At 56.3% G+C, this 19688-nt stretch carries 25 protein-coding genes; 4 read left to right on the top strand and 21 right to left on the bottom strand.

The genetic code is table 11. The annotated features are described in order from the left end of the window. Window positions 1-427: 427 nt before the first annotated feature. From C5748_RS18535 to C5748_RS18475, 12 genes are all read right to left on the bottom strand, one after another. Complete coding sequence (locus C5748_RS18535) at window positions 428-790, bottom strand: DUF1515 family protein (protein WP_105743415.1); 363 nt, start codon at window positions 788-790, stop codon at window positions 428-430. A gap of 165 nt (window positions 791-955) precedes the next feature. After that, entirely contained in the window at window positions 956-1201 is a 246-nt protein-coding gene (locus C5748_RS28280; protein ID WP_105743413.1) for a hypothetical protein, read from the bottom strand. Continuing rightward, on the bottom strand, window positions 1201-2283 hold the full coding sequence (locus tag C5748_RS18520; RefSeq protein WP_105743412.1) for an N-acetylmuramidase domain-containing protein: 1083 nt from the start codon (window positions 2281-2283) through the stop codon (window positions 1201-1203). Before C5748_RS18520 ends, C5748_RS28280 begins: the two co-directional genes overlap by 1 nt. 29 nt (window positions 2284-2312) lie before the next feature. Continuing rightward, window positions 2313-2660, bottom strand: a complete 348-nt coding sequence (locus tag C5748_RS18515) for a hypothetical protein (RefSeq protein ID WP_105743411.1) — start codon at window positions 2658-2660, stop codon at window positions 2313-2315. Between the two features lie 2 nt (window positions 2661-2662). Further along, complete coding sequence (locus C5748_RS18510; RefSeq protein ID WP_105743410.1) at window positions 2663-3013, bottom strand: hypothetical protein; 351 nt, start codon at window positions 3011-3013, stop codon at window positions 2663-2665. After that, window positions 3013-4014 (bottom strand): hypothetical protein, encoded by a 1002-nt coding sequence (locus C5748_RS18505; protein ID WP_105743409.1) that lies wholly within the window; start codon window positions 4012-4014, stop codon window positions 3013-3015. The genes C5748_RS18510 and C5748_RS18505 overlap by 1 nt, the downstream gene beginning before the upstream one ends. A gap of 55 nt (window positions 4015-4069) precedes the next feature. After that, window positions 4070-5716, bottom strand: a complete 1647-nt coding sequence (locus tag C5748_RS18500; protein WP_105743408.1) for a hypothetical protein — start codon at window positions 5714-5716, stop codon at window positions 4070-4072. Continuing rightward, entirely contained in the window at window positions 5713-8322 is a 2610-nt protein-coding gene (locus C5748_RS18495; protein WP_158259893.1) for a phage tail protein, read from the bottom strand. Before C5748_RS18495 ends, C5748_RS18500 begins: the two co-directional genes overlap by 4 nt. Before the next feature lie 17 nt (window positions 8323-8339). Beyond that, window positions 8340-8732, bottom strand: a complete 393-nt coding sequence (locus tag C5748_RS18490) for a DUF6950 family protein (protein ID WP_105743406.1) — start codon at window positions 8730-8732, stop codon at window positions 8340-8342. A gap of 1 nt (window position 8733) precedes the next feature. Beyond that, window positions 8734-9300 carry a hypothetical protein gene (locus C5748_RS18485; protein ID WP_105743405.1) on the bottom strand — a complete coding sequence of 189 codons (567 nt, stop codon included), beginning with the start codon at window positions 9298-9300 and terminating at the stop codon, window positions 8734-8736. After that, window positions 9300-9908 carry a hypothetical protein gene (locus C5748_RS18480; protein WP_105743404.1) on the bottom strand — a complete coding sequence of 203 codons (609 nt, stop codon included), beginning with the start codon at window positions 9906-9908 and terminating at the stop codon, window positions 9300-9302. Before C5748_RS18480 ends, C5748_RS18485 begins: the two co-directional genes overlap by 1 nt. Continuing rightward, on the bottom strand, window positions 9908-12130 hold the full coding sequence (locus C5748_RS18475; protein ID WP_105743403.1) for a phage tail tape-measure protein: 2223 nt from the start codon (window positions 12128-12130) through the stop codon (window positions 9908-9910). Before C5748_RS18475 ends, C5748_RS18480 begins: the two co-directional genes overlap by 1 nt. Before the next feature lie 62 nt (window positions 12131-12192). On the opposite strand from C5748_RS18475, the gene C5748_RS18470 reads away from it, so the two are divergent. Further along, window positions 12193-12543 (top strand): hypothetical protein, encoded by a 351-nt coding sequence (locus tag C5748_RS18470; protein WP_105743402.1) that lies wholly within the window; start codon window positions 12193-12195, stop codon window positions 12541-12543. A gap of 303 nt (window positions 12544-12846) precedes the next feature. Here C5748_RS18470 and C5748_RS18465 read toward each other — a convergent pair whose 3' ends face one another. From C5748_RS18465 to C5748_RS18450, 4 genes are all read right to left on the bottom strand, one after another. Continuing rightward, a complete protein-coding gene (locus C5748_RS18465; protein ID WP_105743401.1) occupies window positions 12847-13362 on the bottom strand; it encodes a hypothetical protein in 516 nt (171 codons plus the stop codon). Continuing rightward, entirely contained in the window at window positions 13359-14024 is a 666-nt protein-coding gene (locus C5748_RS18460; RefSeq protein ID WP_105743400.1) for a hypothetical protein, read from the bottom strand. The genes C5748_RS18465 and C5748_RS18460 overlap by 4 nt, the downstream gene beginning before the upstream one ends. A gap of 134 nt (window positions 14025-14158) precedes the next feature. After that, the gene (locus C5748_RS18455) at window positions 14159-14518 is read right to left on the bottom strand and encodes a hypothetical protein (protein ID WP_245581859.1); all 360 of its coding nucleotides are present in this window, start codon (window positions 14516-14518) and stop codon (window positions 14159-14161) included. Beyond that, complete coding sequence (locus C5748_RS18450) at window positions 14515-15300, bottom strand: antA/AntB antirepressor family protein (protein ID WP_105743399.1); 786 nt, start codon at window positions 15298-15300, stop codon at window positions 14515-14517. Before C5748_RS18450 ends, C5748_RS18455 begins: the two co-directional genes overlap by 4 nt. Window positions 15301-15699: 399 nt before the next feature. Between C5748_RS18450 and C5748_RS18440 the strand changes: the two genes are divergently transcribed. Further along, window positions 15700-16128: a hypothetical protein gene (locus C5748_RS18440; protein WP_146119568.1), complete on the top strand. Its 429-nt coding sequence runs from the start codon at window positions 15700-15702 to the stop codon at window positions 16126-16128. A 100-nt stretch (window positions 16129-16228) separates the two neighbouring features. On the opposite strand, the gene C5748_RS18435 is transcribed toward C5748_RS18440, so the two are convergent. Further along, on the bottom strand, window positions 16229-16462 hold the full coding sequence (locus C5748_RS18435; RefSeq protein ID WP_105743396.1) for a hypothetical protein: 234 nt from the start codon (window positions 16460-16462) through the stop codon (window positions 16229-16231). 472 nt (window positions 16463-16934) lie between these two features. Here C5748_RS18435 and C5748_RS18430 point away from each other — a divergent pair, with 472 nt between their 5' ends. Both C5748_RS18430 and C5748_RS18425 read left to right on the top strand, forming a co-directional pair. Next, window positions 16935-17225: a type II toxin-antitoxin system RelE/ParE family toxin gene (locus C5748_RS18430; protein WP_105743395.1), complete on the top strand. Its 291-nt coding sequence runs from the start codon at window positions 16935-16937 to the stop codon at window positions 17223-17225. Between the two features lies 1 nt (window position 17226). Further along, window positions 17227-17523: an addiction module antidote protein gene (locus C5748_RS18425; protein WP_105743394.1), complete on the top strand. Its 297-nt coding sequence runs from the start codon at window positions 17227-17229 to the stop codon at window positions 17521-17523. A gap of 521 nt (window positions 17524-18044) precedes the next feature. On the opposite strand, the gene C5748_RS29520 is transcribed toward C5748_RS18425, so the two are convergent. The 4 genes from C5748_RS29520 to C5748_RS18400 are packed head-to-tail and all read right to left on the bottom strand — an operon-like array spanning window position 18045 to window position 19682. After that, window positions 18045-18455: a phage tail assembly chaperone gene (locus C5748_RS29520; protein ID WP_425350275.1), complete on the bottom strand. Its 411-nt coding sequence runs from the start codon at window positions 18453-18455 to the stop codon at window positions 18045-18047. Further along, window positions 18395-18769 carry a hypothetical protein gene (locus C5748_RS18410; RefSeq protein ID WP_105743392.1) on the bottom strand — a complete coding sequence of 125 codons (375 nt, stop codon included), beginning with the start codon at window positions 18767-18769 and terminating at the stop codon, window positions 18395-18397. Before C5748_RS18410 ends, C5748_RS29520 begins: the two co-directional genes overlap by 61 nt. A gap of 10 nt (window positions 18770-18779) precedes the next feature. Then, the gene (locus C5748_RS18405) at window positions 18780-19253 is read right to left on the bottom strand and encodes a hypothetical protein (protein WP_105743391.1); all 474 of its coding nucleotides are present in this window, start codon (window positions 19251-19253) and stop codon (window positions 18780-18782) included. Between the two features lie 12 nt (window positions 19254-19265). Next, window positions 19266-19682, bottom strand: coding sequence for a phage tail terminator-like protein (locus tag C5748_RS18400; RefSeq protein ID WP_105743390.1), 417 nt, complete (start codon window positions 19680-19682; stop codon window positions 19266-19268). Between the last annotated feature and the right edge of the window lie 6 nt (window positions 19683-19688).

The following is a 19688-nucleotide window of genomic DNA, read 5'->3' as shown; positions in this document are numbered from 1 at the left end:
ATTGTGATCTCCTTGAGGGCCTCGCGGTTCCCCAAGGAGATCATCTGATATCAGGACCCTACTCCCGAAGCCGTATAACGGCCGTTATTCGCTCCGGCAGAGCCGGAGGCTTAGCGGATAGAGTTATAATAAATAAAAGGAGCGTTCTTTGGACATAATTTATGCGATTGAAGGCTCAATATCCTTATTTTTATTGATTTGGGCGTTTATTATTCTTTGGAAGATATATCGGGAATGACAATGATATCATTGCGTCTATGCGTCAGACGCAAAAAAGAGCCCCAGCCACCACAATGGGCGACCGGGGCTTATCATCAGATATCGTTTTGCAGGTGGAGCGGGTCAATACTCGATAGGAATCCTTTCATGCGACCCTGATTGAGGAAAGCCCCTTATCCGGCAGGCCAACCGGCAGGGCCGTGAAAACCTACCGATGCCAGAGCCTCGCCAGCCACTCGAACGAACTCGCCAACGTAACCCCGAGGGCCGTCCCTCCGATCCCGACGACGCCGAGCGCGCCGATGCCCATGGACTTCCAGCGCTTCACCTCGTCGGTGACTTTCTTACTATCCGTCGCGTCCTGGCGAATCCCGACGATCTCCGTCTTGATCTCCCCTACCTCGCCAACAATGGAATCCATCCGACGATGAACGACGGCGCGCTTGTCATCGGCTTCCCGGCTTTCATCCACCGCCCGTTTCTCTGACGCAGCCATCTCACGGCGAAGCCCCTGTACCTCGGCGGAAAGCGTGCCGATCGCCTTATAGATCTCATTGAGGCTTGTCGGCATCAGTGCGGACCCTTTCTGCTTTCGCGCCCATGGCGAGCACATTCCGATTGCGTCCAAACGGATGCTCCGCAGAGGCCTGCCGCAGTCTCATCGATCTTCATCTGGTCGGCCGGCGTTGCGCCCACGGTTCCGATCAGAGACGTGCCGACCACATGGCGAAGGCCGTCAGTGCTCACAAGCGCCGGTTTCGAAGACGTACACCCCGCCGCCATTGATGCAATGGCGCAAAGCATAGCGGCTTTTCTCAGCGATAGACCCGGCATCGGCGTTTCCCTTTCTGACCGTTTCGGTGGCTTCAAATCTTCCAACTGCCTTGAGGTCGGATCGAATGGCCGCGCCGGCCGCGATGATGGCCGCCAGGAGGATCCCGGCGCCCACCAGGTAGAGTGCGGCTTTCGAGAGGCCGAACATCAGCTTGTCCCCTCATAGGTGCGGCGCGACTTGACGAGCCCATAGATCGCATAGACGGCAAGCCCGGCGCCGAGGATGCCGGCGCCAGCCATCAGCGCACCGGAAATTGTCTGCGCCGCGGATGCATCGATACCGGTCAGGCTGACGGCGGTATCCGATATCTGCTTTTGCAGCGCCGCCACCATGACGACGATGCCGCCGCCCTTGGTGGCTGTCTGCACTTCGCTGACCAGTTGCGCCGGGATGGCGCCCGGCGTCTCATCCGGACCAACGCGATAGGATTGCAGCGCGGCAAGCGTCTGCGGTCCCGCGACGCCATCGTCCGCAATGTTCGCCGCCATTTGGAATGCTTTCACAGCCGCTTTTGTCGACGGGCCGAAATCGCCGTCGACGGTGATCGGTTGGCCGGCGCGAGCCAAGAGCTGCTGCAGCTCGCGCACACGCGCGCCATGGCTGCCCATGCGCAACATGCCGGAGGCTGGAGAGGCGGGCGAAGCGGCACCGCGATAGCGCTCGTACGCCGTCTTTATCTTGGTGTGATACCCATACTTGGCATAGGCCGGTCCATTATAACCGCGCGCGAAGCCGGCCCAGTCATGCCGGCGCAACTCGTCGGCCAATCCGAACTTGTCGATATAGCGGCACATCACATCGACCTGACCGGCAAATCCAGCCTTGCAGCGATCGACCATGGCGAGGACACTCGCAAAGCCGAGCGTATCCCAATGCGCGCCCATCACCTGGCCAATGCCCCACGAGCACGAGCTATACGCCGCTTGCTTGTCGAGGTTGGCAGCGCGATCGAGCAGCGCGTAGCGCGCGGCCTGGGACTTCGGGTTCTTCACGCCGCCTGCCTTGGCGTTCGCGAGCCCGGCGTTGACCGCCTGCCCGCGCTTCGCGGTGTGCACAAGCCGATAGAAATAATGCCCCTCCCATCGAATGACCGGGAGTTGATGGCCTTTGACGACGGCGAAGATCTCGCCGGCGCTCTCGACATCGATGACGGCCATCAATGCAGCCGGCTCACAGCCAAGCGTTTTCGCGGCGGCGGCGATGACGCCCCGCTGTTCTGCAGTGAACATAACGATTTCCTTTGATGTATCCGGGAGGGTTAGATGGGGATTTCTATTTCGGGCCACTCGAAAACAGGCAGTTCCAAAAGGAACGCATCAACGGTCGGAATTTCTCGCGATCCTGCTTTCACCTTCTCAAGTTCCGCCGTCGCATAGGTCCAGACATCCGACCGCCAATCAAAGAGCGCTTGACCCTCGGCAGCGTACAGCGGGTTCTTATCGCCGCGATATGTGGTTGCCCGCTCGATGTCGTCATAGTCGCGTTCACGAGCCATTGCGTCGAGGTGGGCTTGGATAGTGGCCGAGTATGTTGCCTGCAGAGAAGCTAGTTGCGCAGCCGCCTTATCCTCTGTGGTGACAAGCTGAGATAGATCGATCGTCGCCATGGTCATTCCTCCGGTTCCGTTACGTCCGTCAGAGCGGGTTCGGGTTCCGGCTCCGGTTCGGGATCGCGGGGAATTTGCAGCGGCCCGTCTGGCACGTCCGCCAAGGGTGCAGGAAAAGCGACAGCCTGCGACGGGTTCGGGCCGTGCGGTAGTAGAAGCGTCACATGTAGCTCGCCAGAGATGCGTTCAACGTTCCCGACGACAAAATCATTGCTGACTGCATCTGCCGGCAATGTCGCCCCATCCGGGATGACGGACAGGTCAACGGGATCGCCATTGATGATAAGCGTGTCGCCGCTTTTAGCGACGGAGAGCGCGCAGTCACAGCGCTGAGGGCAAAATGAAACGTGCATCAGAACCACCTCCCAAACCCGACAACATAGCCCGGGGACGATGATGCGCCGCCATTCTCCGTGTTGACTTGCACAGTGACGGTTGTCGCGGTTGGCGAGGATGGGAAAGTTGCGATACGCGGCAGGCCTCCCCCTGCGACTGTCGCCACGGCAAAAGGCGCCGCACTGAATGCCGCGGGCCACGAGGCGGCGCTATTCGCGACGTAATTGCGCCAGCATATCTGCGTGCCATCCGGAAATCGCGTATAATCGCCATTAGCATTTGTGCCGCGCTCAGTAAGGATGCCTCGCCATGGCTGCTGTGTTGTGCCATTGTTGTAGCGATACTGGATATCGTACGTGGCCCGGCTCAGGGCTAATTGAGCATTGACTGTGGATGTTCTTGCCAAGTCGAGAACGAGCCAATTCCCGGTGTCTCCGGGGCGGTTCGCCGTATCGCTATCCGCGCCGTAGATGCCGCTTTCTGTGATGGCGTTGAGATCGGTGGCGACGAGTGCTAGAGCCCCGATCCTTGGAGGAATCTGCGCATCTGGAACCTCTCCAAGCGCCGAATATGCATCACCGCCGTTCGACGCCCCTATCAACGATCGCCCAAACGCCGTCAGCGCCGTCAGATCCATAGCCCCTGCGCCGGTAAAGTACGCCAGCATGTCGGCTGCGCCGGGCAGATCGGCGAGCGCTTCTATATTCCCATTGCCAAGTTTCTCAATCAGCTGCGTAGCTTTAGCCGTATACCGCGCACCGTCTGGCAGATAGCGCATGCGATACGGGAATGTCCCGCTCGTGCCCTGCCACGGCTCTGTGAACGTGCCTGAGGTGTTTGAGGCTATAAGCGGATCGGTTGCGGATGTTCCCGCGATGACCGCTGTCAGGTCCTGCAACTGGACCGTATCGCCTTCGCGAAAGCCCGCGGTTCGCCAAAGGGTTCCGGTGCCGGTGAATGCATCTTGGCCAGCGGTGACAGTTATTGTGCCAGCGACATAATCCGAAAGGACTGCCATAGGTTCTCCTTCCCGCGATTGGCGGGTTGAAATGCTGAGATTGTGGTGGGCTCGCCTAAAGCGGGATGGCGAAGACGTAGTATCGGATGCCGATGGGGTCGGGGTATGTGTCGTTGAGGCTCCATGCCCCGCCGCCCGAGCTTGTCATGTCGCTTGGGTTGCCAGGGGCGAGATAGAATTTAACGGAGGTGTCGGTCACCTGCGCAATCGCACTTTGGTTTGTGGGGCGATGGTTGAATGCGCCAGACCCCTCCGGGTAGTGGTAAATCTGCGCGAACATCGGCGGCAGGATGCAGCCTGTGAAATTCACCGCATACTTTAGGAAAGGCCGAAACCCAGCGTTCGCAAAGCTGATCGTTTTGCAGGCGCTTCCAAGCTCCGCATTATCAGATGCTTCCGTGAATTCAGCCATCTGGATGAATCCTTCCTGCGCGATCTGAAGCATTGGAAACCGGGTATCGATCAGGATGTCATTTGGCAGTGGTGCGGTATCGCTCGTGCCGGGATTCTTGATCTGGATATAGTCTTGCACGCCGTCGTTCGCGCGGCGCATGACCTGATTGCCGCCTGTAGATGGAGAACGAAAGTCAACGCCGAAAACGATATATCTGACCGTGAGAGCGGATTGCCCGTCATTGTAAAAAGTTACGCCGTTCGACGCCACACTGTAAGTCAAGGCAACATCGAAATCGGGAGTGTAGCCGGATATGATTAGCGCTGGGACGTATTGAGTTGCGCCGGTAACACGGGCCATTATTTCCACGACACAATCATTCGAAAGAGAAATTCCGGGAGGTGCCGCGACGAAGGCATTCCCACCGACTGCTATCGAGGCTGTTTCGCCTGCCATGATGCACAGTGGAGGATTGCGTGTGCTGTCGATGATCCTCTGACGCCCATACGACTCATCAACCGTGTAGCCGGGCCGAGCCAAGACAAGCCCTGACGAATTAAGTCGAAGTACTTCTTGGCCCGACACGACCGGCTGCGATGGCTTAGGAATTGCGGCATTATTGGCTGGCAAGTCCCACCAGACCGTCACCATCTCCTTGGCATTGAAAGTATTGCCGCTGAATGTCCCTTCCGATACGACACTAGGGTTTCCCGCGTCAGAACCGTTCAATCCGTTGCCATATTTGACAACCCATGCATTTGGGCGTCCGGAAAAACGAGGATCCATTCGCCCGCGCCAGAGGCCGGACCCGGAAAAATTGGTCATCTGCATAAGAACATTCGGGAACTGATAGGCGGTCATCACCCCGTGTTGGTTGGTCTGCTCGTTGACCACCCAATTTCTGACGCGGTTCGCCGCTGAGATGCGCCCCGTAACTGTATCGCGCAAACGCGCCTCAGCCATTGGGATAAAAGCGTCTCCAGCAAACAACGTCTGAGGAAATGCATATGGCGTATATTGGCGAAGTGTGCCTGACGTAGTTGTCCTAAATATCGAGCGAGTGCACGTCGTGGCTGTCCCACCCATGTTGTTGCCGATATAGTCGTTGTAACCATCAGCCGTGACGGATGCAGCATTCAGGGTCCGCTTCCAGGGTTCCTTCACGTAGCTGATATTCTGATTTTCGGAGTTGAACAGAAAGCTGCCAAACGACGTGTATGGGGTCGTCAGGTAATTGACCGCATCATCCTTGACCACCCAAATTCCGGGGCCGTATCCGGCTTTGTTTGCAATGGCGAGATAGGTCACGTGAAAACCCTCAAATCAGCAAGATTTCCGCTGCCGCGCATGATCAGTTTACTGTTCGTTGATCGGATTTGGCTGACAATCAGATTGTCCAGCACCATGTTTTGGGCATAGAGCACTCCGTTTTGAATGACGAACGGAGCGACCACGTTTGAGCCGTCCGAAATGACGAACTGATCGGCGAGGATGGAAACCCGGCTTGTGGTCGAGTTGATGTCGATAAACAACCCAGCCTGTTTCCACGTATCATTCGATCCGACGCGGCCATACATGGCGATGCGCGAGGTATATCCCGCTTGAGCTGCAACCGTTTCCATCCGGAAAGTCGCGCCGGCCAATGTCCCGTCTTTTGAGGCATTAAGGTCGAGAACGGCGTTTGATATGGCTGTTACATCATCTCCGATCCCGTCAACTCTGGTTTGGAGGAGATTGGTGATATTTGCGTTCGCGGCGATCTGGTTTTCTGCGGTCCGAAGCTCCGTGCCGAATGTAACCAATTGCTGGACAATCGCGCTGCCGGGCCCGGTCGCGGCGTAGATTTCTTCTTCAAACTTAGCTGTTGCCTGTCCGTAGGTGCTGGCCAGTTCCCGTCGGATCAACTGACGATCTTCGTAGTTGCTGTTGTGATTGCTGCCGACCAGTGCGGAAAGTTCCTGCGCCTGCCGGATCAGTTCGCGCAGTTCGGGACCGATCCAGTTGACGTATCCTTTGAGATCGTTGGCCAAGTCTTCGTAATCGACAGGGCTGTCATCGCCTCCGGTATCGAGCGTGGTGAACGGCTTCCATGCCGACCAGGCTACGGGGCGCGTTCCGCTGGCGACACGAAGTCGAGTGCGGGTTTCCCAATCCGTGGCGCTCGTCAGGCCCTCTACAAGCTGCACAACGGTCACATCCGTAGTCGCATAGTGGGTAAAGACCTGTGTGACATCACTGACCGGCACATATTGGATATCGACGCCGGCAACACTCAAGTCGGTGATCGGATCCCATACCAAACGTGCACCGGGGAGTTCCTGCCCGGTGGAACCGATGATCTTGTTCGGGATCACCTGAAAGTTCTGAACCTCTGCGAGGTAATCAGGGTCACCCACGGGCGTTGGCACAGGAGGATTTGTCTCATATGCCGTCGGATCAAAGATGCCGTTGCCGACCTCCTGCAAGGTCACAGTGACATCGCGTGTCCCATCAGCACCCAAAGCGCCGAGAGACTTGGTGAGCACCTGAAACGACTTGGTGAAATTGTACCTGTCGGATTGCCAGCTTATCCACTGCCCGACCTTGATCTCCAGAAACTTCGGGTGGATGCAAAGGTTCGCATTTGCCTGATAGCGCGATGCCCGAATGGCGATATCGGCTAGCCTGTCCCCTACCCTGTGATCGACGACCGCGGTGTAGGAGACCTTGGACGCCTTGCGCTCGCCGTCCTGCGCCAACGCGATGGCATCGATACGCGTGGCAAGCGGAACGGTCTCGTAAAAGGCCTCCGGGCTGACATAGGTGCCGGCGACCGTGTTGACCAATTCCGAGGTCGGGCGATAGAGCGACAGCGAGAACGGCTTGCTGAAATTGATATCGTCATCCGTGAACGTGGTGACGACAGCCTGATTTGCCCCGACAATCGGATATTCGCCCGTGACAGCCTCGACCCACGAACCGGCACAGCCTTCCCGCAATGGGGTCATATTGCTGTCGTGGGTGACGCCATCGCCAGAGGATGCAATCAGCGCAGCCGTATAGCGCTTGCTGCCGTCAACCATCGGCTCATCGCAGATATTCATCGCGGTGAACCACTCGGAGAGCGGAAGGCTGCTTGCGGCCGCACCACGGCCAACCATCAATTCGGTGCCGTTGTAGATGCCGCGTTCCAGATTATACATCATCACGGCATTGTTGTCGGAATACTCCCATGTATCCTGATTGTTCCACCGGTGTGCACCCGAGCCGCCGACGGTTGTATCCTTACGAGGATCATAAAGAGGCGCGCCGCGAACTTCGAACATCAGCGACGGCGGAGACGTGAGGTTGTCGGCCTCCATCCTCGACGTGACGATGACATAGGATATTCCGGCCCCGCGATGATCGGAAGTCCATCGGCCCGGAGGATTGGCGTTGTCGATCAACTGCTGATCGGCAACCTGATCCATGCGGCCCGTGTAATGGCGGACCCATATTTCAGCACCGTTCTCAATGCCGAGGACCTTGCGGCCCCAAGCCGTGTCCACGCCATCAAGGTTCATCCATTTGCCGTTGTACTGGACGCGGTTGATGCCCAACGTCCGAAAGCTCGAGACGTTAAACACATCCTGCACCATCCGGTTGCCCTTGCCGAAGGCGTTCCGGTAGATGTGATGGCCCATGGTGCCGTATGTGCCCATGCCGACTTCACGGGCGAGATTTTCGCCGTATTGCGTCTCTGTCTTGGATGCTTGGGCGACGGGTTTCTTTGCGAACGCTGCTGTCAGTGCGTATTGCGCCGCCGCAGCCAGGCCGCCCAGCACGATATTGGCAAGGACCGTCCCGCCGAATAGCCACGACGCAGCACTGCCGATCCCGACGACAATAGACACGGGGTCCGCGGCCGCTGGCGAAGCCAGCAGCGCAAAAAGCACAGCAATGATGTATTTCATCAGGTGACCTTGAAAGCCTTATCGACCATCGTGCGGGGAATGAAGCGCAGCCCGTCATCGGCCTTGAGGGCGAAGCCGTATTCGGTGAAATAACCGGCGGTGCTGTCGTAGATGCCGACATCGCCACGCATCGCGATAGCTGGTGGAATGCCCTCGAATAGGCTCCCGAGAACGGATGCCAGATCGGGATAACCGCGCTTCTTGATCAGTCTATATGCGCCGGTCTTGGATTTGTATTTGCCGCGGATATCGGCGGCGTGGTCCGTCCCTGTCATCGCCTCGATCGCGTCGGCGACGGTCAGCAGACAATCGTCCTCACCCCAAACGCAAGGCGTGCGGAGGTGGCGCTCCGTCACTGCGACGAGGCGCTTTTCCCAATCTGGATGTTTCATGTCAGGGTGCCGTTATCTTGAAGTCTTCGCGCTTGATGATCGACGCGTACTCGAAAATCTTATCGCCTGGAGACACGAGCTGCTGATCTTCGTGGGAGGCCGAGCGATAGCCGTCCCGGTGATTTTCGAGCGCCGCCGTCTCGATATTGGCGCTTAGGTAGAATTCACCGTCTTCAAGCTTGTGATCGATCGTGTCGAGACGGCCGCGATACATCGGCTCGACGTGGAGCAAGGCTCGGGTATCCGGATCGAAATAGGCGTCGTAGAGGATGACCGTCTTGCCTTTGTAATCGAGGCTTTCGATCTGGGCGAGAATGTCCGGTGTGATGCCGAAGTCTGTTGCCGTCGGCATTTTCATCGTAATTGGAAGCGCGGCCGTTCCGGTTTGATATCCAGGCTCTTCCACTGAGATTAGCTGGTTCGGGACATAGGTGTGCCCGTTCCATACAAGCTCGCTGGCGCCGTTCCACATGTACCAAGCGCCTGTGCCGAATAAGAAGTCGCCAAGCGAGCGCACGACGACGCGCCCCTCTGTGAGGAGTTCTTGCAGTCGAGGAGGAAAAGCCATTACTGCGGAACCTCGATAAGTTGGAAGCTCACCGTCGGCAAAGGCTCGTCTCCCAACTGGAATGAGCCTGGAACCATCCGCGTGTTCATCTCGGGGTTTTTAAACTTAACTGTCGCGCCCGATGTGATGTAGCTCATGATCGGCGGATCAACCGTCACCGTCATTTGGGTGCTGACTGCCGTTGCTCCGGTGATAACCCTCACAAACTGCCGGTATGCGCCGGACGCGAACGATATCTTGTCATCCGGCATCAGGATAAGTCCGGGAGAGATGTTCTGGATGACCGCCGTTTTGCCATTGGTGACCGGCCCGAGCGTCCCATTGTCATTGGGGATTGGGTTGGTCGGATCATCCCAATAGGCCTGAGGAACGGTTTTATCGATCGGGTTGAATACGACCGTCTCATTGCCCTTTTTCACCTGCGATATGAAGGCCATGACCTGGGCCAGCTGAAAATCATAAAGCGGCTGTGTCTCGACATCGACAGTCCAGAAGCTATCGCCATATTCCACAAAGGCGATTGCCTTTTTGCCGTATCGAGACACGGAAACCTGATCGTTCAGGATTGGCCGGCCACGCTGATAAAGAACGTTCGGCATGCTGACCATTAGACAAACCCTCGCCTGCCGGCCTGCTGGCTATCCCTTTTGAGCCGCATAGCGCCGGTTTTGTCGTAGGATTTGACGACGGACTGAGCTTCCTTCCGCCCCTGTGTCTGCGCGACATCGGTCACATAGGCGTCGAACGTGCCGTTGTTTTTGAACTCAACGCCCACGCTGACTTGAACATTTTGCTGATTGCCATTAGACGGCGCCTGAACGCGTGGAGCCGATCCGACATATCCGCCGCTGGCGTAGCCCTTAGCACGTCGATGCATCCCATCGAGATTGCCGACGCCGATCTTTGCCGTTGCCGCTTTCGAGAAGACGTATTCGCCCTTATGGACAACGCCTGCCGGCTGATAGGTCGAACCGTTCCCCGTATAGCCGCCCGCCGCGTACAGACCGCCGCCAGCAGCGAAACCTTTGGCAAGCTGGCCACTGTTGGCGAATGCTGCGCCGCCGCCAAGAAAACCGCCAAAGAGGCTAGACCAGAATCCGCCGCCGCCAGACGCCGCGTTGTTCACTTGGAATATCGCGTCAATAAGCTGCGTCTGGATCTTCTCGATCACCATATCCAGGGCATTCGTGGCTGCGTTGGCAAACGATTTCCATAAGCCCTCGCCATTCATTAGTCCGCTACGCAGATCGGAGAAAAAGCCACCGGTGGCGTCTTTTGCGAAGTCGAGCGCTTCCTGCGCTTTCAAGGTGGCTGCTTCGGTCGCGGCCATGGTGGCGGCAAGCCCCTTGAGTTGGGCGGTCTGCTTCGGCGTGAGTTCGATCCCCGCGCGCTGGGCCTGATTGAGCAAATCTTGCTCATAGCGGAGCTTTGCCGCGGCTTCTTCCGTGAGCCCAACCGCCATCTGTTCGGCATTCAGCGAAGCTATGCGTCGATTGGCGCCGTCAACGATGTCTTTGTATTTTTCGGAGTCGGTCCTGCCGCCGCGCTTCTTCTTTCCCTTCTCGTCAACGCTTGTCATCCACCCGGCGAGTTCTTTGAGTTTACCCGACGCGAAGGAAGCACCCTCACCTATCGCCGTACCGAACTGGCTAAGGCGATCTTGGCTCATGATGCGGGCTATCTCGGCGGCGTGAGTGGAGTTCTCGGTGGAAAGCCCATCTGTGTAAGGGTTAGTGAGTTCCCTAATTCCCTCAACTTTCCCGATTGGCGCTATCGGAGCTATTCCTAGTGTTCCGGTGGCTTTATTTGCCTTCCCAGTCAGCCAATCAATTGCTTCGGCCGCCTTCTGCATCATCTGGTTGATGCCCTTGATGAACAGATTGGCGGCCCCATAAGCCGCCGCGCCAACTATGGCTGGAAAATTCATCCATAAGAATTTGATGTCGGAATATACAGCCTCGAATGAGTTAACGATGAAGTTTGCGCTGTCTCGAATTATCGCCACAACATCAACGCCGATTGCCGACTTGATTTCATCCCGGAGGAGGTACGCTGCCGTTCCAACCGCTGCGATGCCCGTGATGAGCAGACCGACGGGACCCAGAGCAGCCAGCCAAGCCGCGGTGAATGATGCCGCCATCGCAAGAGCAGCCACACTGATGCGCGCCAGAAGGGCAATGATGTTGATCATTCCAACAACGATTGACGGCGCATAGATCAGCGCCAGCGCTCCCGCTGCGGCTGTTGCGTAAGGCGCGATCACTTCAAGACCATCGGCAATGCCTACGAGCGCAGCCGATCCGGCCTTTGCCCAATCGACCATCTGGATTCCGGCAGCAACCAACGTCGTCAAACCGATGGCGATGAACGTCACGGGAGAGAGCATCGCTGCAAACGATGCAGCCAAGGTTTTGGCAAATCCATCGGTCGATGTCATCGCGACCTGGGCTATTTGCAAACCCTGCTGCATGCCGATCAAACCGGCGCTCATGCCGCCTGCTGCTGTCGTGAAGATATCGAAGCCTTGGGCGGCAAGATTGGCCGTGTTGTGCGTCTTGACAAGTCCCCGAGTGTTCTGGTTCGCCGCCTGACTGTGGGCGCGCAGTGCGCCGGCCGCCCGGTTAGCCGCGGACGCTTCTGCATTCAGTGCATTTGCCGACGCATTGGCCGCGTTCGCCGCCATCTTACCCGAATTACTCGCTGTCGGACCGAGCGATTCCGTAGCAGCTTCCGCGCGCTTGGCGGCCGTCGTCAGTTTGTCGAGCGACTTTGACGCCTGATCTACGCCAGATGCTTTCGCTTCGATACCTAGGGTTGCGATGTCGGTCATGTGCTTTACCTACATTCAAACGTGCTGTAGCGTCCCGCCGATCTGAAATCGGGGGATGAACAGTGCGTGTTTTATGGATTTTAATCGCTGTGGCGGCGGCCACATCTGCAGCGTCCGCTCAAACCAAAACCTATGATCCTGAAACAGCTACCCCGAGGGAACGGGCCACTGTTGAATCTGCATTTCTCCTAGTCACAGCCAAGGAATGCTCAATCCAGAGGGATGACGATACCTTGGTTCAAAAGGCCATCAACGTTGCTAAACCCAGGCTCATGGGCGAGGGATACACCGAAGGAGAAGCGGAAGAGTTTGTTGCGCAGGCAATAGCCGATAAGCCGGGAGATAAACCCGAGCTACTTGGGCCTGTTTCCTGCGCTTTGTATGATGGCGCTATGAAAAAAGGCGCCCCTTAGGGCGCCCTTTCCACTTCGCCAGCCGTGCCAGTCCCCAACTTGACCAGCCTCGCCTCAACATGCGTTGCCTGCCTCAACAAGACCTCCTTGCCATGCCATTGCAAGCGTTGCCCCACCGCTCGTTACCTTGCCATGCCTGCCTCAACACACCTTGCCAAGCCTTGCCTAGCCTGACCAAAACTTGCCGCGCCAGCCATTCCCCGCGTCGCCCCGCCTGAACTAGCCCTACCGTGCCACGCCTGCCATATCCGCCATCTTAGCGCCCGAGGTTGATTTTGAGAACTCTCGGCATAACTCGATGCATCAGTGCGCTGATTTTGACGATGCCGGAAGATGCTTTTCAACTTCATCAATGACCTCGAATAAGTCACTGAATTCCTTCATATCCTTGTACCGCTGCTTCCACTGTTGCAGTTCCCGCCACGCTCTTTGAAGCACAAGCTGCCGCGTCTTTTTCTGGCTCATAGCGTGGGACGCTTCGCGGTAATGCGGTGCCGATGGCTCAGCGATATGAACATAGGCCTTTTGCCGAACCGCGGGTTTGTCGTCGCTGACGTAGATCGCGACAACTGCCCGAATGAGCCCCCTCGCCTGTTGGAGGCGAAATTGATTTGCAGCCTCCGTATCGCTCCACTCGAAAAATGAATGGAGCGGGGAATTGTCGTGTTTGGCATCTGCGAGAACGTCCTCCGGCGTAAGTTCGCCCTTGAACTTCTTTCGGAGCATTTCCAGATGCCCACCAACGAGTTTTGCGTTCCTCTCAGCGCCCGGCTGGAACCGGGCGCCATCGGCGAATTCGAAACCGGCGATCCTCATCATGCAGCCTCCAGCTTCGAAAGGTCACTCTCGCTAGCGACGTGGAACATTCCCGACATGCCGTCTCGCTCAGGGCGCCACTCGCCTACGCCGACGGCGAAGCCCGCAACATTGATGATGTTCAAGATTTGGCTTTCGCTCAAAACATTGGCGTTGTAGCGGACCAATATCTTAGCGTGCCAGTCGGCGAACTCGCCTCGATATCGAAGATCCGCAGTTCCCATTCCGACGCGAACCATATCTTCACGCATAGATGGCTCACCGCCATAGATGCGAACCAGATTGTTACGCGCCTTTGTCCCTTCGAAAGCACCTTGAACGTCAACATCCTCACCCAGGATGTGGAAGGCCTGTCGAGCGGCAATTTTGGTAATTCCGGCAACGGACGTGCAGGCCGTGACCGCCGCTGCCTTGAAGCCGATCGAAGGAAAGCCGTAACCTCCATCCGAAAGGCGATAGAGCGAGCTATCGAAATCCGCCTTCGGATCTTTGGCTTCCTTTGCGCCTTTAGCTTCCTTCATCTGTTTGCCGAGCATTTCGCGCTTGGCCTTTTCGGACCACGCGTGGACGATAAGCGGGCTGTCGCCGACAATCGTCACTTCCATAAGCCTGATATCAAGCTTCGGCAGTTCAATTCCAATTTCCTGCTTCTTTGCAATAGCCATGATCTGGTCTCCTTGAGCGCCCGGCCGACCAAGCCACTAGGCGCAGTGGTTCGCTTCCGCGAAACCGAGGCCCAAGGAGGTCTCGATGTTCGCGCCTAATCCCTTTGGTCAAGGGTATTCAGTTGTTGGTATGGTCAGGCTGCCGCGAGCAGCCGTTCGTTTCTGACTTTTAGGTCCACGACGACAATGCCGAGGACGCAACAGTCAAATTCTTCAATGGTGTAGAACCGATCGGCGTACATCTCGTTGTCGCCGAACAGACGCAATCCCCGTTTTCCGTCCATTGTCGCTTCAACCCTGAAGAAGTCGAAGCCAATGCCATCGCTAACGCAGTAGATGCCTTCGCCGCGATATGTCGAGACAGGGCGCATCAAGGCGTAATCCCGATCACCTTTTAATGTGGGGGTCATCCTGTCGCCGAGGATGGGAACAACACGAAGGTCAGGTGATTGCAGAACGTCTGCCTGGATCGTAGGTGCGAAAAAGTCCATCATGCCACCACAGGCTTTCTGGCCACGCGAAAGCGGCCTTCAATGAAAGGATGGGTGAACAGGAACGCCGTATCAGGCTTACATTCATCTACGAACCGGTCGAACGTCTTCGTGATGTCCTTCTGCCAAAATACGGCATAAAGTGAGCCGTCGGCGTCTCCATGGTCGTTGCGGACCATTCCGGCAGGCTTTGGCGCGTAAGGCGACTGGCGCATGACCTCATCAATTACATTCGCCGAGAGCCCGTATAACCGGCCAATCCGAGAACGGATGTGCGTTATACCTTCCGCGTTTGATGGCCTTTGCCTCAATACGGTCTGCGCGATCTCAACCCTTTCCACCTGCTGCTCAAGCCTGCTGATGGCCTTGGCCTGTTGCGTCTGTGTACGCTCGGCGTTGGCGATCATCTGGAAGGCGCTGGCAAATGCTTCAGCCGTGGTGGGAATTGCGGTCCCGAGTTTTAGCTGCTGCTCACATTCAATGAAGTGCTGACGCACCTCCTTGCCCTTTGGCGTGCGTTCGACCATGCCAAGCTCTTTACCCATATCGAGGGTGATGTAATATTCCTTCCGCGAGCCCCCGCTTACTAAATTTTCAGTAAGCGACACATAGTCCTGATTTTCAACGAAACCGAACTCGCGAATGCGATTATTGATCCAGTCGTTGAAACGGGTGTGCACCTTAAGGAAGGCATGCAACTCACGTGCATTAACCGTCTGCACGAGTTGTCCGCCGATTTGGCCTTTTCCAACTGCCGGGAATGGATTATTGATATCTGTATTCATCTCGGTACCTCTTTTACCGGGTTGAAGGGAAGGACCGCTGGTCAGAGCGGTTTTTCAGTGAAACGATGGCGGGACTGGCTTCAAAGACCGTACGTCCCGCCATCGTTCTCCGGGTTAGCTGTCTTCTCCTGCGACTGCTTCCAGACCCTTTCTAAGCAGAGTTCGTATCGTCTCTGCTCTGCTCGGCATTCCTGCCGGCACGCCCCACGCATCCAAAGCCTCGACTTCTTCCGCTGGGAGGTGGAACACGATCCGCTCCATCGGGCGGTTGTGCTTTTGTGCTGCTTGGTACGGCGTAGTCATTGCAACCTCCTGTGACATTGCAATGTTAATCTGGCTGACAATTGCAATCGTGTCAAGCGCATGTCAATTGGAATGTGCATTTATCTGGGGATTGCGATGGTACAGGAAAAAGAAGCCACTCTTCGGCGCGTTTACGTGCTGCCGCAAGAGCTTGTTGATAGGATCGTCGCCTTTCAAAATGAGAAGGGTTACGGATCAGAGGTAGAAGCGGTTCGAAAGCTGCTAGATGAGGCGCTTAAAAGCCGAGACACCTACGAAACCATCATAAAGAGATTTCTCTCACGCCTGGAAGCGCTGCGGATGCCTGCCGAGGTAGCGAGGGACGTGCTTGTGGGTCACCCGCTCATTACAGAACTTAAGTTTGAGCGAGATTCTATTACGTTTCGAATGACCAATGGATATAACATCAGCATTCAGACCGACGGGACCGTAAGCATTGAGGACGAGTACAACACAATTCCATGGCCGCCATACTCGGCAGACAAGAAGTCCGCCAAGGATCTGGATGACGAAATCCCATTCTAGCGCGAGCCGCAACTCCGACAAATGACCGCCGTCAACGCTCGCCGACATGATCGTTAAGCGGCTGATGGCTCGGGGCGGCATCAAGGGCGAAAAATAATCCTCACGCAACCATATATTCTTCTAAGTCGCCCTCGAAGGTATCGTAAGAGGATGCCTGCCCTTCATCGGCGGCTTTAGGGGCCTTGAGGTTTACGATGGACCTGGCTGTCATCCCATTTGCTTCATGCTCGATAATCACCGTCTCGACTCGTTCGCCGAAATAGTCCAGCATCGCCTGCAACTCAGGGTCTATTCCAATTTCGCGGGGGCGAGTTTTGATTTCTGTTTCGGACATTCTGAAAATCCTTGATCAGGTTCCAATTTGGAGAACGGTGAAAGAGCTTCCCAGGCGTATGGATGCGCTGGAAGCCGAAAACCGGGAGTTGCGCTCCCGGATCGATATCTTGATGGGAGCGCCAAAGACGGCGCCGGGTGCTATCTGCCCCGCGTGTGGTGAACCAGCCGTTCGGCGTAAGTCATCCGTTCCGTCGAAAGGGCCATTCGGTAGCTTGGGTGCCAAGGATGAGGTTTGGCAATGCGACGTTTGTGGCGATAAAGAGGATCGGCTTGTAACCCCATGAGCCTCATCGTTGCCGCGACTGGCTAACAATTCGCAGCTACCTCAAGAAATGAAAAAGCGCCCCGTAGGGCGCTCTGATTGGTGGGAAGAGCCGCTCAAGCTGCGGCCAGTATCCGATCATTGCGGCATGTAATCTATAGTTTACAATTCCCTTGACGCTCGGCATGGTGTGAACTATAAATTACACATGATCGAAGTCCGCCAAACCACCACATTCGTTAAATGGCTCAGCGAGCTTCGTGACCACAACGCGCGCGCTCGGATCGTCACGCGCATCCGTCGCATGGAGCTTGGCAATCCGGGTGACGTAAAAGCCGTTGGTGAAGGCGTAAGCGAAATGCGGATCACCTACGGCCCAGGTTATCGGGTGTACTTTGTCACGGCAGGAAAGGCCGTTGTCATCCTGTTGTGCGCCGGCGACAAATCCTCGCAGAGCCGTGACATTGCGCTTGCGAAGCAGATGGCAAAGGAGATTTGAAATGCCCCTTGAAACAACTCGTTTCGACGTACTCGACCACCTCAAGACCCCGGAAGAGCGCGCTGCCTATCTTGAGGCTGCCTTTGAAGATGGCGATGCATCCCTGATTGCCAATGCCCTCGGCGACGTTGCCCGCTCCGTTGGAATGACAGCTGTCGCCAAGGAGGCCGGCGTCACCCGCGAGGCCCTTTACAAGGCGCTCAGTGAGAAAGGTGACCCGCGGCTTTCTACCCTGCTCGGCGTCGTTAAGGCACTCGGCATTCATCTGAATGTGACACCGAAAAACGAAGCGGCTTAGCCTCTCGACTCTCGCCTTTTGATTTGCTTATCTGCCCCTGTTTCAACCTATGGGGGCTATTATGTCAGAACCAACACCGTTCGCTCATTTTCAGTTTGCGCGGACCGTCCCGAATTATGAAGCAATCAGCGCAATTATGGGGACTGCGCTTCGCCAGACCATTGAAACAATGGCGCTAGATCACGGAAATGCTCCAGGACCCTGGTTAGATGATCTTGAGAGAAAGCTAATCACCGAGGCTAAGGGGACTATCACCCAAGGAATTTCCATCGACGCCGAGGCTGAGAGTCTCGGGATAGGTATCCGAGTCCTTCAGGGTATTATAGGCGCTACTCGCTCCGGGCTCGCCCGAAAAGAGTAGGATGTGCGCAGTTTCGCCATCCTCAACAAAGAGGTTCGCACCGCATTTTCTTACTTTCATTTTGATAACCTCACCTCAAATCTGGCGACCGTCATATAGATGGCTCCGTCCTTAATCACGAATGGCGCCTCAACGGGCGCCTTTCTCTTTTTGGTCATGTTCATTCCTTTCCGGTTTCAGTCGCATGCTCTTCGGCAACAGCACTGATGTAAGCGGCATCCATCGCCCGGATGATTCCGACTTCCTCCCGGCGTACTATGGTGCCCGTAAGAGCCGCCCAATTAGCAATGTCAGTGACAGAGATCGGGTTAGGTCCGTTGAACCCAATGGATCGGGATGAACTCAAGTCCCAAAACCAATCCCAGAGATGGCCGTGATCTTCTTGGATCTCGATATCCGGGTTTAGATCGTCCCGACCGAAGCGAATGTTGCGCTCTCGCCGGGTTTCCCCGTTTTTGTCCTCGAATTCATATCTGACGTGATGAGCTATCGCCCTGGATAGCGCATCCTCTATGTCGTAAAAAAAGCGGCTTCGTCTCCCAGCGCCGTATCGATCTGCTTGGCAATCCACGTCACCGACAGAAGTTTCCCGACGTTGGGCTTGTTCAGCGGTGGGTTCTTCAGTTCGCCAAGCGCCAGGCCTTCCGCCCAAGTCCAGCCGACGATAGCCGCCGCCAAGATTTCGATGGTGTTGTCTTCGATCTTCTCGGCCGTGACCGTGCTGCGACCGCTGCGAAACGCCTTGTTCTTGATCTGGCGCTCCACGAGCTTTACCCGGTCATCCTCGAGACTGACGCATTGCACCGAAAGCCCGATAGGCTCTCCGGTCGCGGGGTGCTTGATATCGACCGACAGAGTGCCGGGCTGAATTGATAGAATGTCCATGTCTCAGTCCTCAAATTGTCGCGGGATCAACGACGACTTCCTTCTGGACAAGGCCCAGCGTGAAAATCTCAAGGTCGAAATCTTCGTTTCGACCGTTCGGGCGCGTCGGGCCGGTGATAAGCCCGCGGTTATAGACAATGGTATTGGTCATCAGCGCCGTCGGTGCGTCAGCCTTTTCGAGCTTGAACGGATAGTAGTAGCGAGTTGCCGCAATCGTACGCATCGCCATCTGACCGGGATCTGCAGCAACACGAGCCACCTCAATGGCCGGATCGCCTGCATTAGAGATTCCCTTTGACTTCTGGCTTACATCGGTATCGAGCGTGTCATAGGTCAGGACGTTCGTATTGAGGCCCGTTTCACCGACGGACCCGACGTTTTTCACCTCAACCCATGTCAGGGCTTCAAATTCAGCCTGCGTGAGATCGGTAGGCTGTGGAGTGACGCAGCAATAGAATTTGCTGCCGGCGTTTGAGTTTGCCATGATTGTCTCCTGCTAGTTGAAGGATTGATACAAGATCGTGACCGGGACATTGATCCGGTCAGGTTCGGTCATCGGGGCACCTACAGAGGGTTTCTGGTAAATCTTCACCTTGACGCCTGAACCATAGAGGGCGGTTCCCTTGGCGAAGTGTGCAGCAACCAAACCCGCTGTATCTGTTGGCCTGACCACGCCGACATTGACCGGATAGATCGCCAATACCTGTAGAATGCCCCTGTGAAGGGCGTCGTCATCGTCGGCCAATCCGATGTTGCCGGTTCGGTTCGGAATGAAATCAGCCTTGATATACGCACCGTCTGGAGGCGTGAACGAAACGCCAGGATATGTAACCGGCAGAACCGGGTTCAGAACCAATCCGGCCAGATGAGCGAACAGCATATCGGCAATTGAGGCTTCTACCGTCTCGGCCATCGTGGT

The sequence above is a fragment of the Phyllobacterium phragmitis genome, assembly GCF_002980495.1.
Taxonomy (GTDB): Bacteria; Pseudomonadota; Alphaproteobacteria; order Rhizobiales; family Rhizobiaceae; genus Paramesorhizobium; species Paramesorhizobium phragmitis.
This window is presented reverse-complemented; position numbering and strand designations above follow the sequence as displayed.

Excerpts from the sequence above, each read along its gene's own strand:
- C5748_RS18535 (WP_105743415.1), bottom strand. The coding sequence starts at position 790 with ATGCCGACAAGCCTCAATGAGATCTATAAGGCGATCGGCACGCTTTCC.
- C5748_RS28280 (WP_105743413.1), bottom strand. The coding sequence starts at position 1,201 with ATGTTCGGCCTCTCGAAAGCCGCACTCTACCTGGTGGGCGCCGGGATC.
- C5748_RS18520 (WP_105743412.1), bottom strand. The coding sequence starts at position 2,283 with ATGTTCACTGCAGAACAGCGGGGCGTCATCGCCGCCGCCGCGAAAACG.
- C5748_RS18515 (WP_105743411.1), bottom strand. The coding sequence starts at position 2,660 with ATGGCGACGATCGATCTATCTCAGCTTGTCACCACAGAGGATAAGGCG.
- C5748_RS18510 (WP_105743410.1), bottom strand. The coding sequence starts at position 3,013 with ATGCACGTTTCATTTTGCCCTCAGCGCTGTGACTGCGCGCTCTCCGTC.
- C5748_RS18505 (WP_105743409.1), bottom strand. The coding sequence starts at position 4,014 with ATGGCAGTCCTTTCGGATTATGTCGCTGGCACAATAACTGTCACCGCT.
- C5748_RS18490 (WP_105743406.1), bottom strand. The coding sequence starts at position 8,732 with ATGAAACATCCAGATTGGGAAAAGCGCCTCGTCGCAGTGACGGAGCGC.
- C5748_RS18485 (WP_105743405.1), bottom strand. The coding sequence starts at position 9,300 with ATGGCTTTTCCTCCTCGACTGCAAGAACTCCTCACAGAGGGGCGCGTC.
- C5748_RS18480 (WP_105743404.1), bottom strand. The coding sequence starts at position 9,908 with ATGGTCAGCATGCCGAACGTTCTTTATCAGCGTGGCCGGCCAATCCTG.
- C5748_RS18475 (WP_105743403.1), bottom strand. The coding sequence starts at position 12,130 with ATGACCGACATCGCAACCCTAGGTATCGAAGCGAAAGCATCTGGCGTA.
- C5748_RS18465 (WP_105743401.1), bottom strand. The coding sequence starts at position 13,362 with ATGATGAGGATCGCCGGTTTCGAATTCGCCGATGGCGCCCGGTTCCAG.
- C5748_RS18460 (WP_105743400.1), bottom strand. The coding sequence starts at position 14,024 with ATGGCTATTGCAAAGAAGCAGGAAATTGGAATTGAACTGCCGAAGCTT.
- C5748_RS18455 (WP_245581859.1), bottom strand. The coding sequence starts at position 14,518 with ATGATGGACTTTTTCGCACCTACGATCCAGGCAGACGTTCTGCAATCA.
- C5748_RS18450 (WP_105743399.1), bottom strand. The coding sequence starts at position 15,300 with ATGAATACAGATATCAATAATCCATTCCCGGCAGTTGGAAAAGGCCAA.
- C5748_RS18440 (WP_146119568.1), top strand. The coding sequence starts at position 15,700 with ATGGTACAGGAAAAAGAAGCCACTCTTCGGCGCGTTTACGTGCTGCCG.
- C5748_RS18435 (WP_105743396.1), bottom strand. The coding sequence starts at position 16,462 with ATGTCCGAAACAGAAATCAAAACTCGCCCCCGCGAAATTGGAATAGAC.
- C5748_RS18430 (WP_105743395.1), top strand. The coding sequence starts at position 16,935 with ATGATCGAAGTCCGCCAAACCACCACATTCGTTAAATGGCTCAGCGAG.
- C5748_RS18425 (WP_105743394.1), top strand. The coding sequence starts at position 17,227 with ATGCCCCTTGAAACAACTCGTTTCGACGTACTCGACCACCTCAAGACC.
- C5748_RS18410 (WP_105743392.1), bottom strand. The coding sequence starts at position 18,769 with ATGGACATTCTATCAATTCAGCCCGGCACTCTGTCGGTCGATATCAAG.
- C5748_RS18405 (WP_105743391.1), bottom strand. The coding sequence starts at position 19,253 with ATGGCAAACTCAAACGCCGGCAGCAAATTCTATTGCTGCGTCACTCCA.
- C5748_RS18400 (WP_105743390.1), bottom strand. The coding sequence starts at position 19,682 with ATGGCCGAGACGGTAGAAGCCTCAATTGCCGATATGCTGTTCGCTCAT.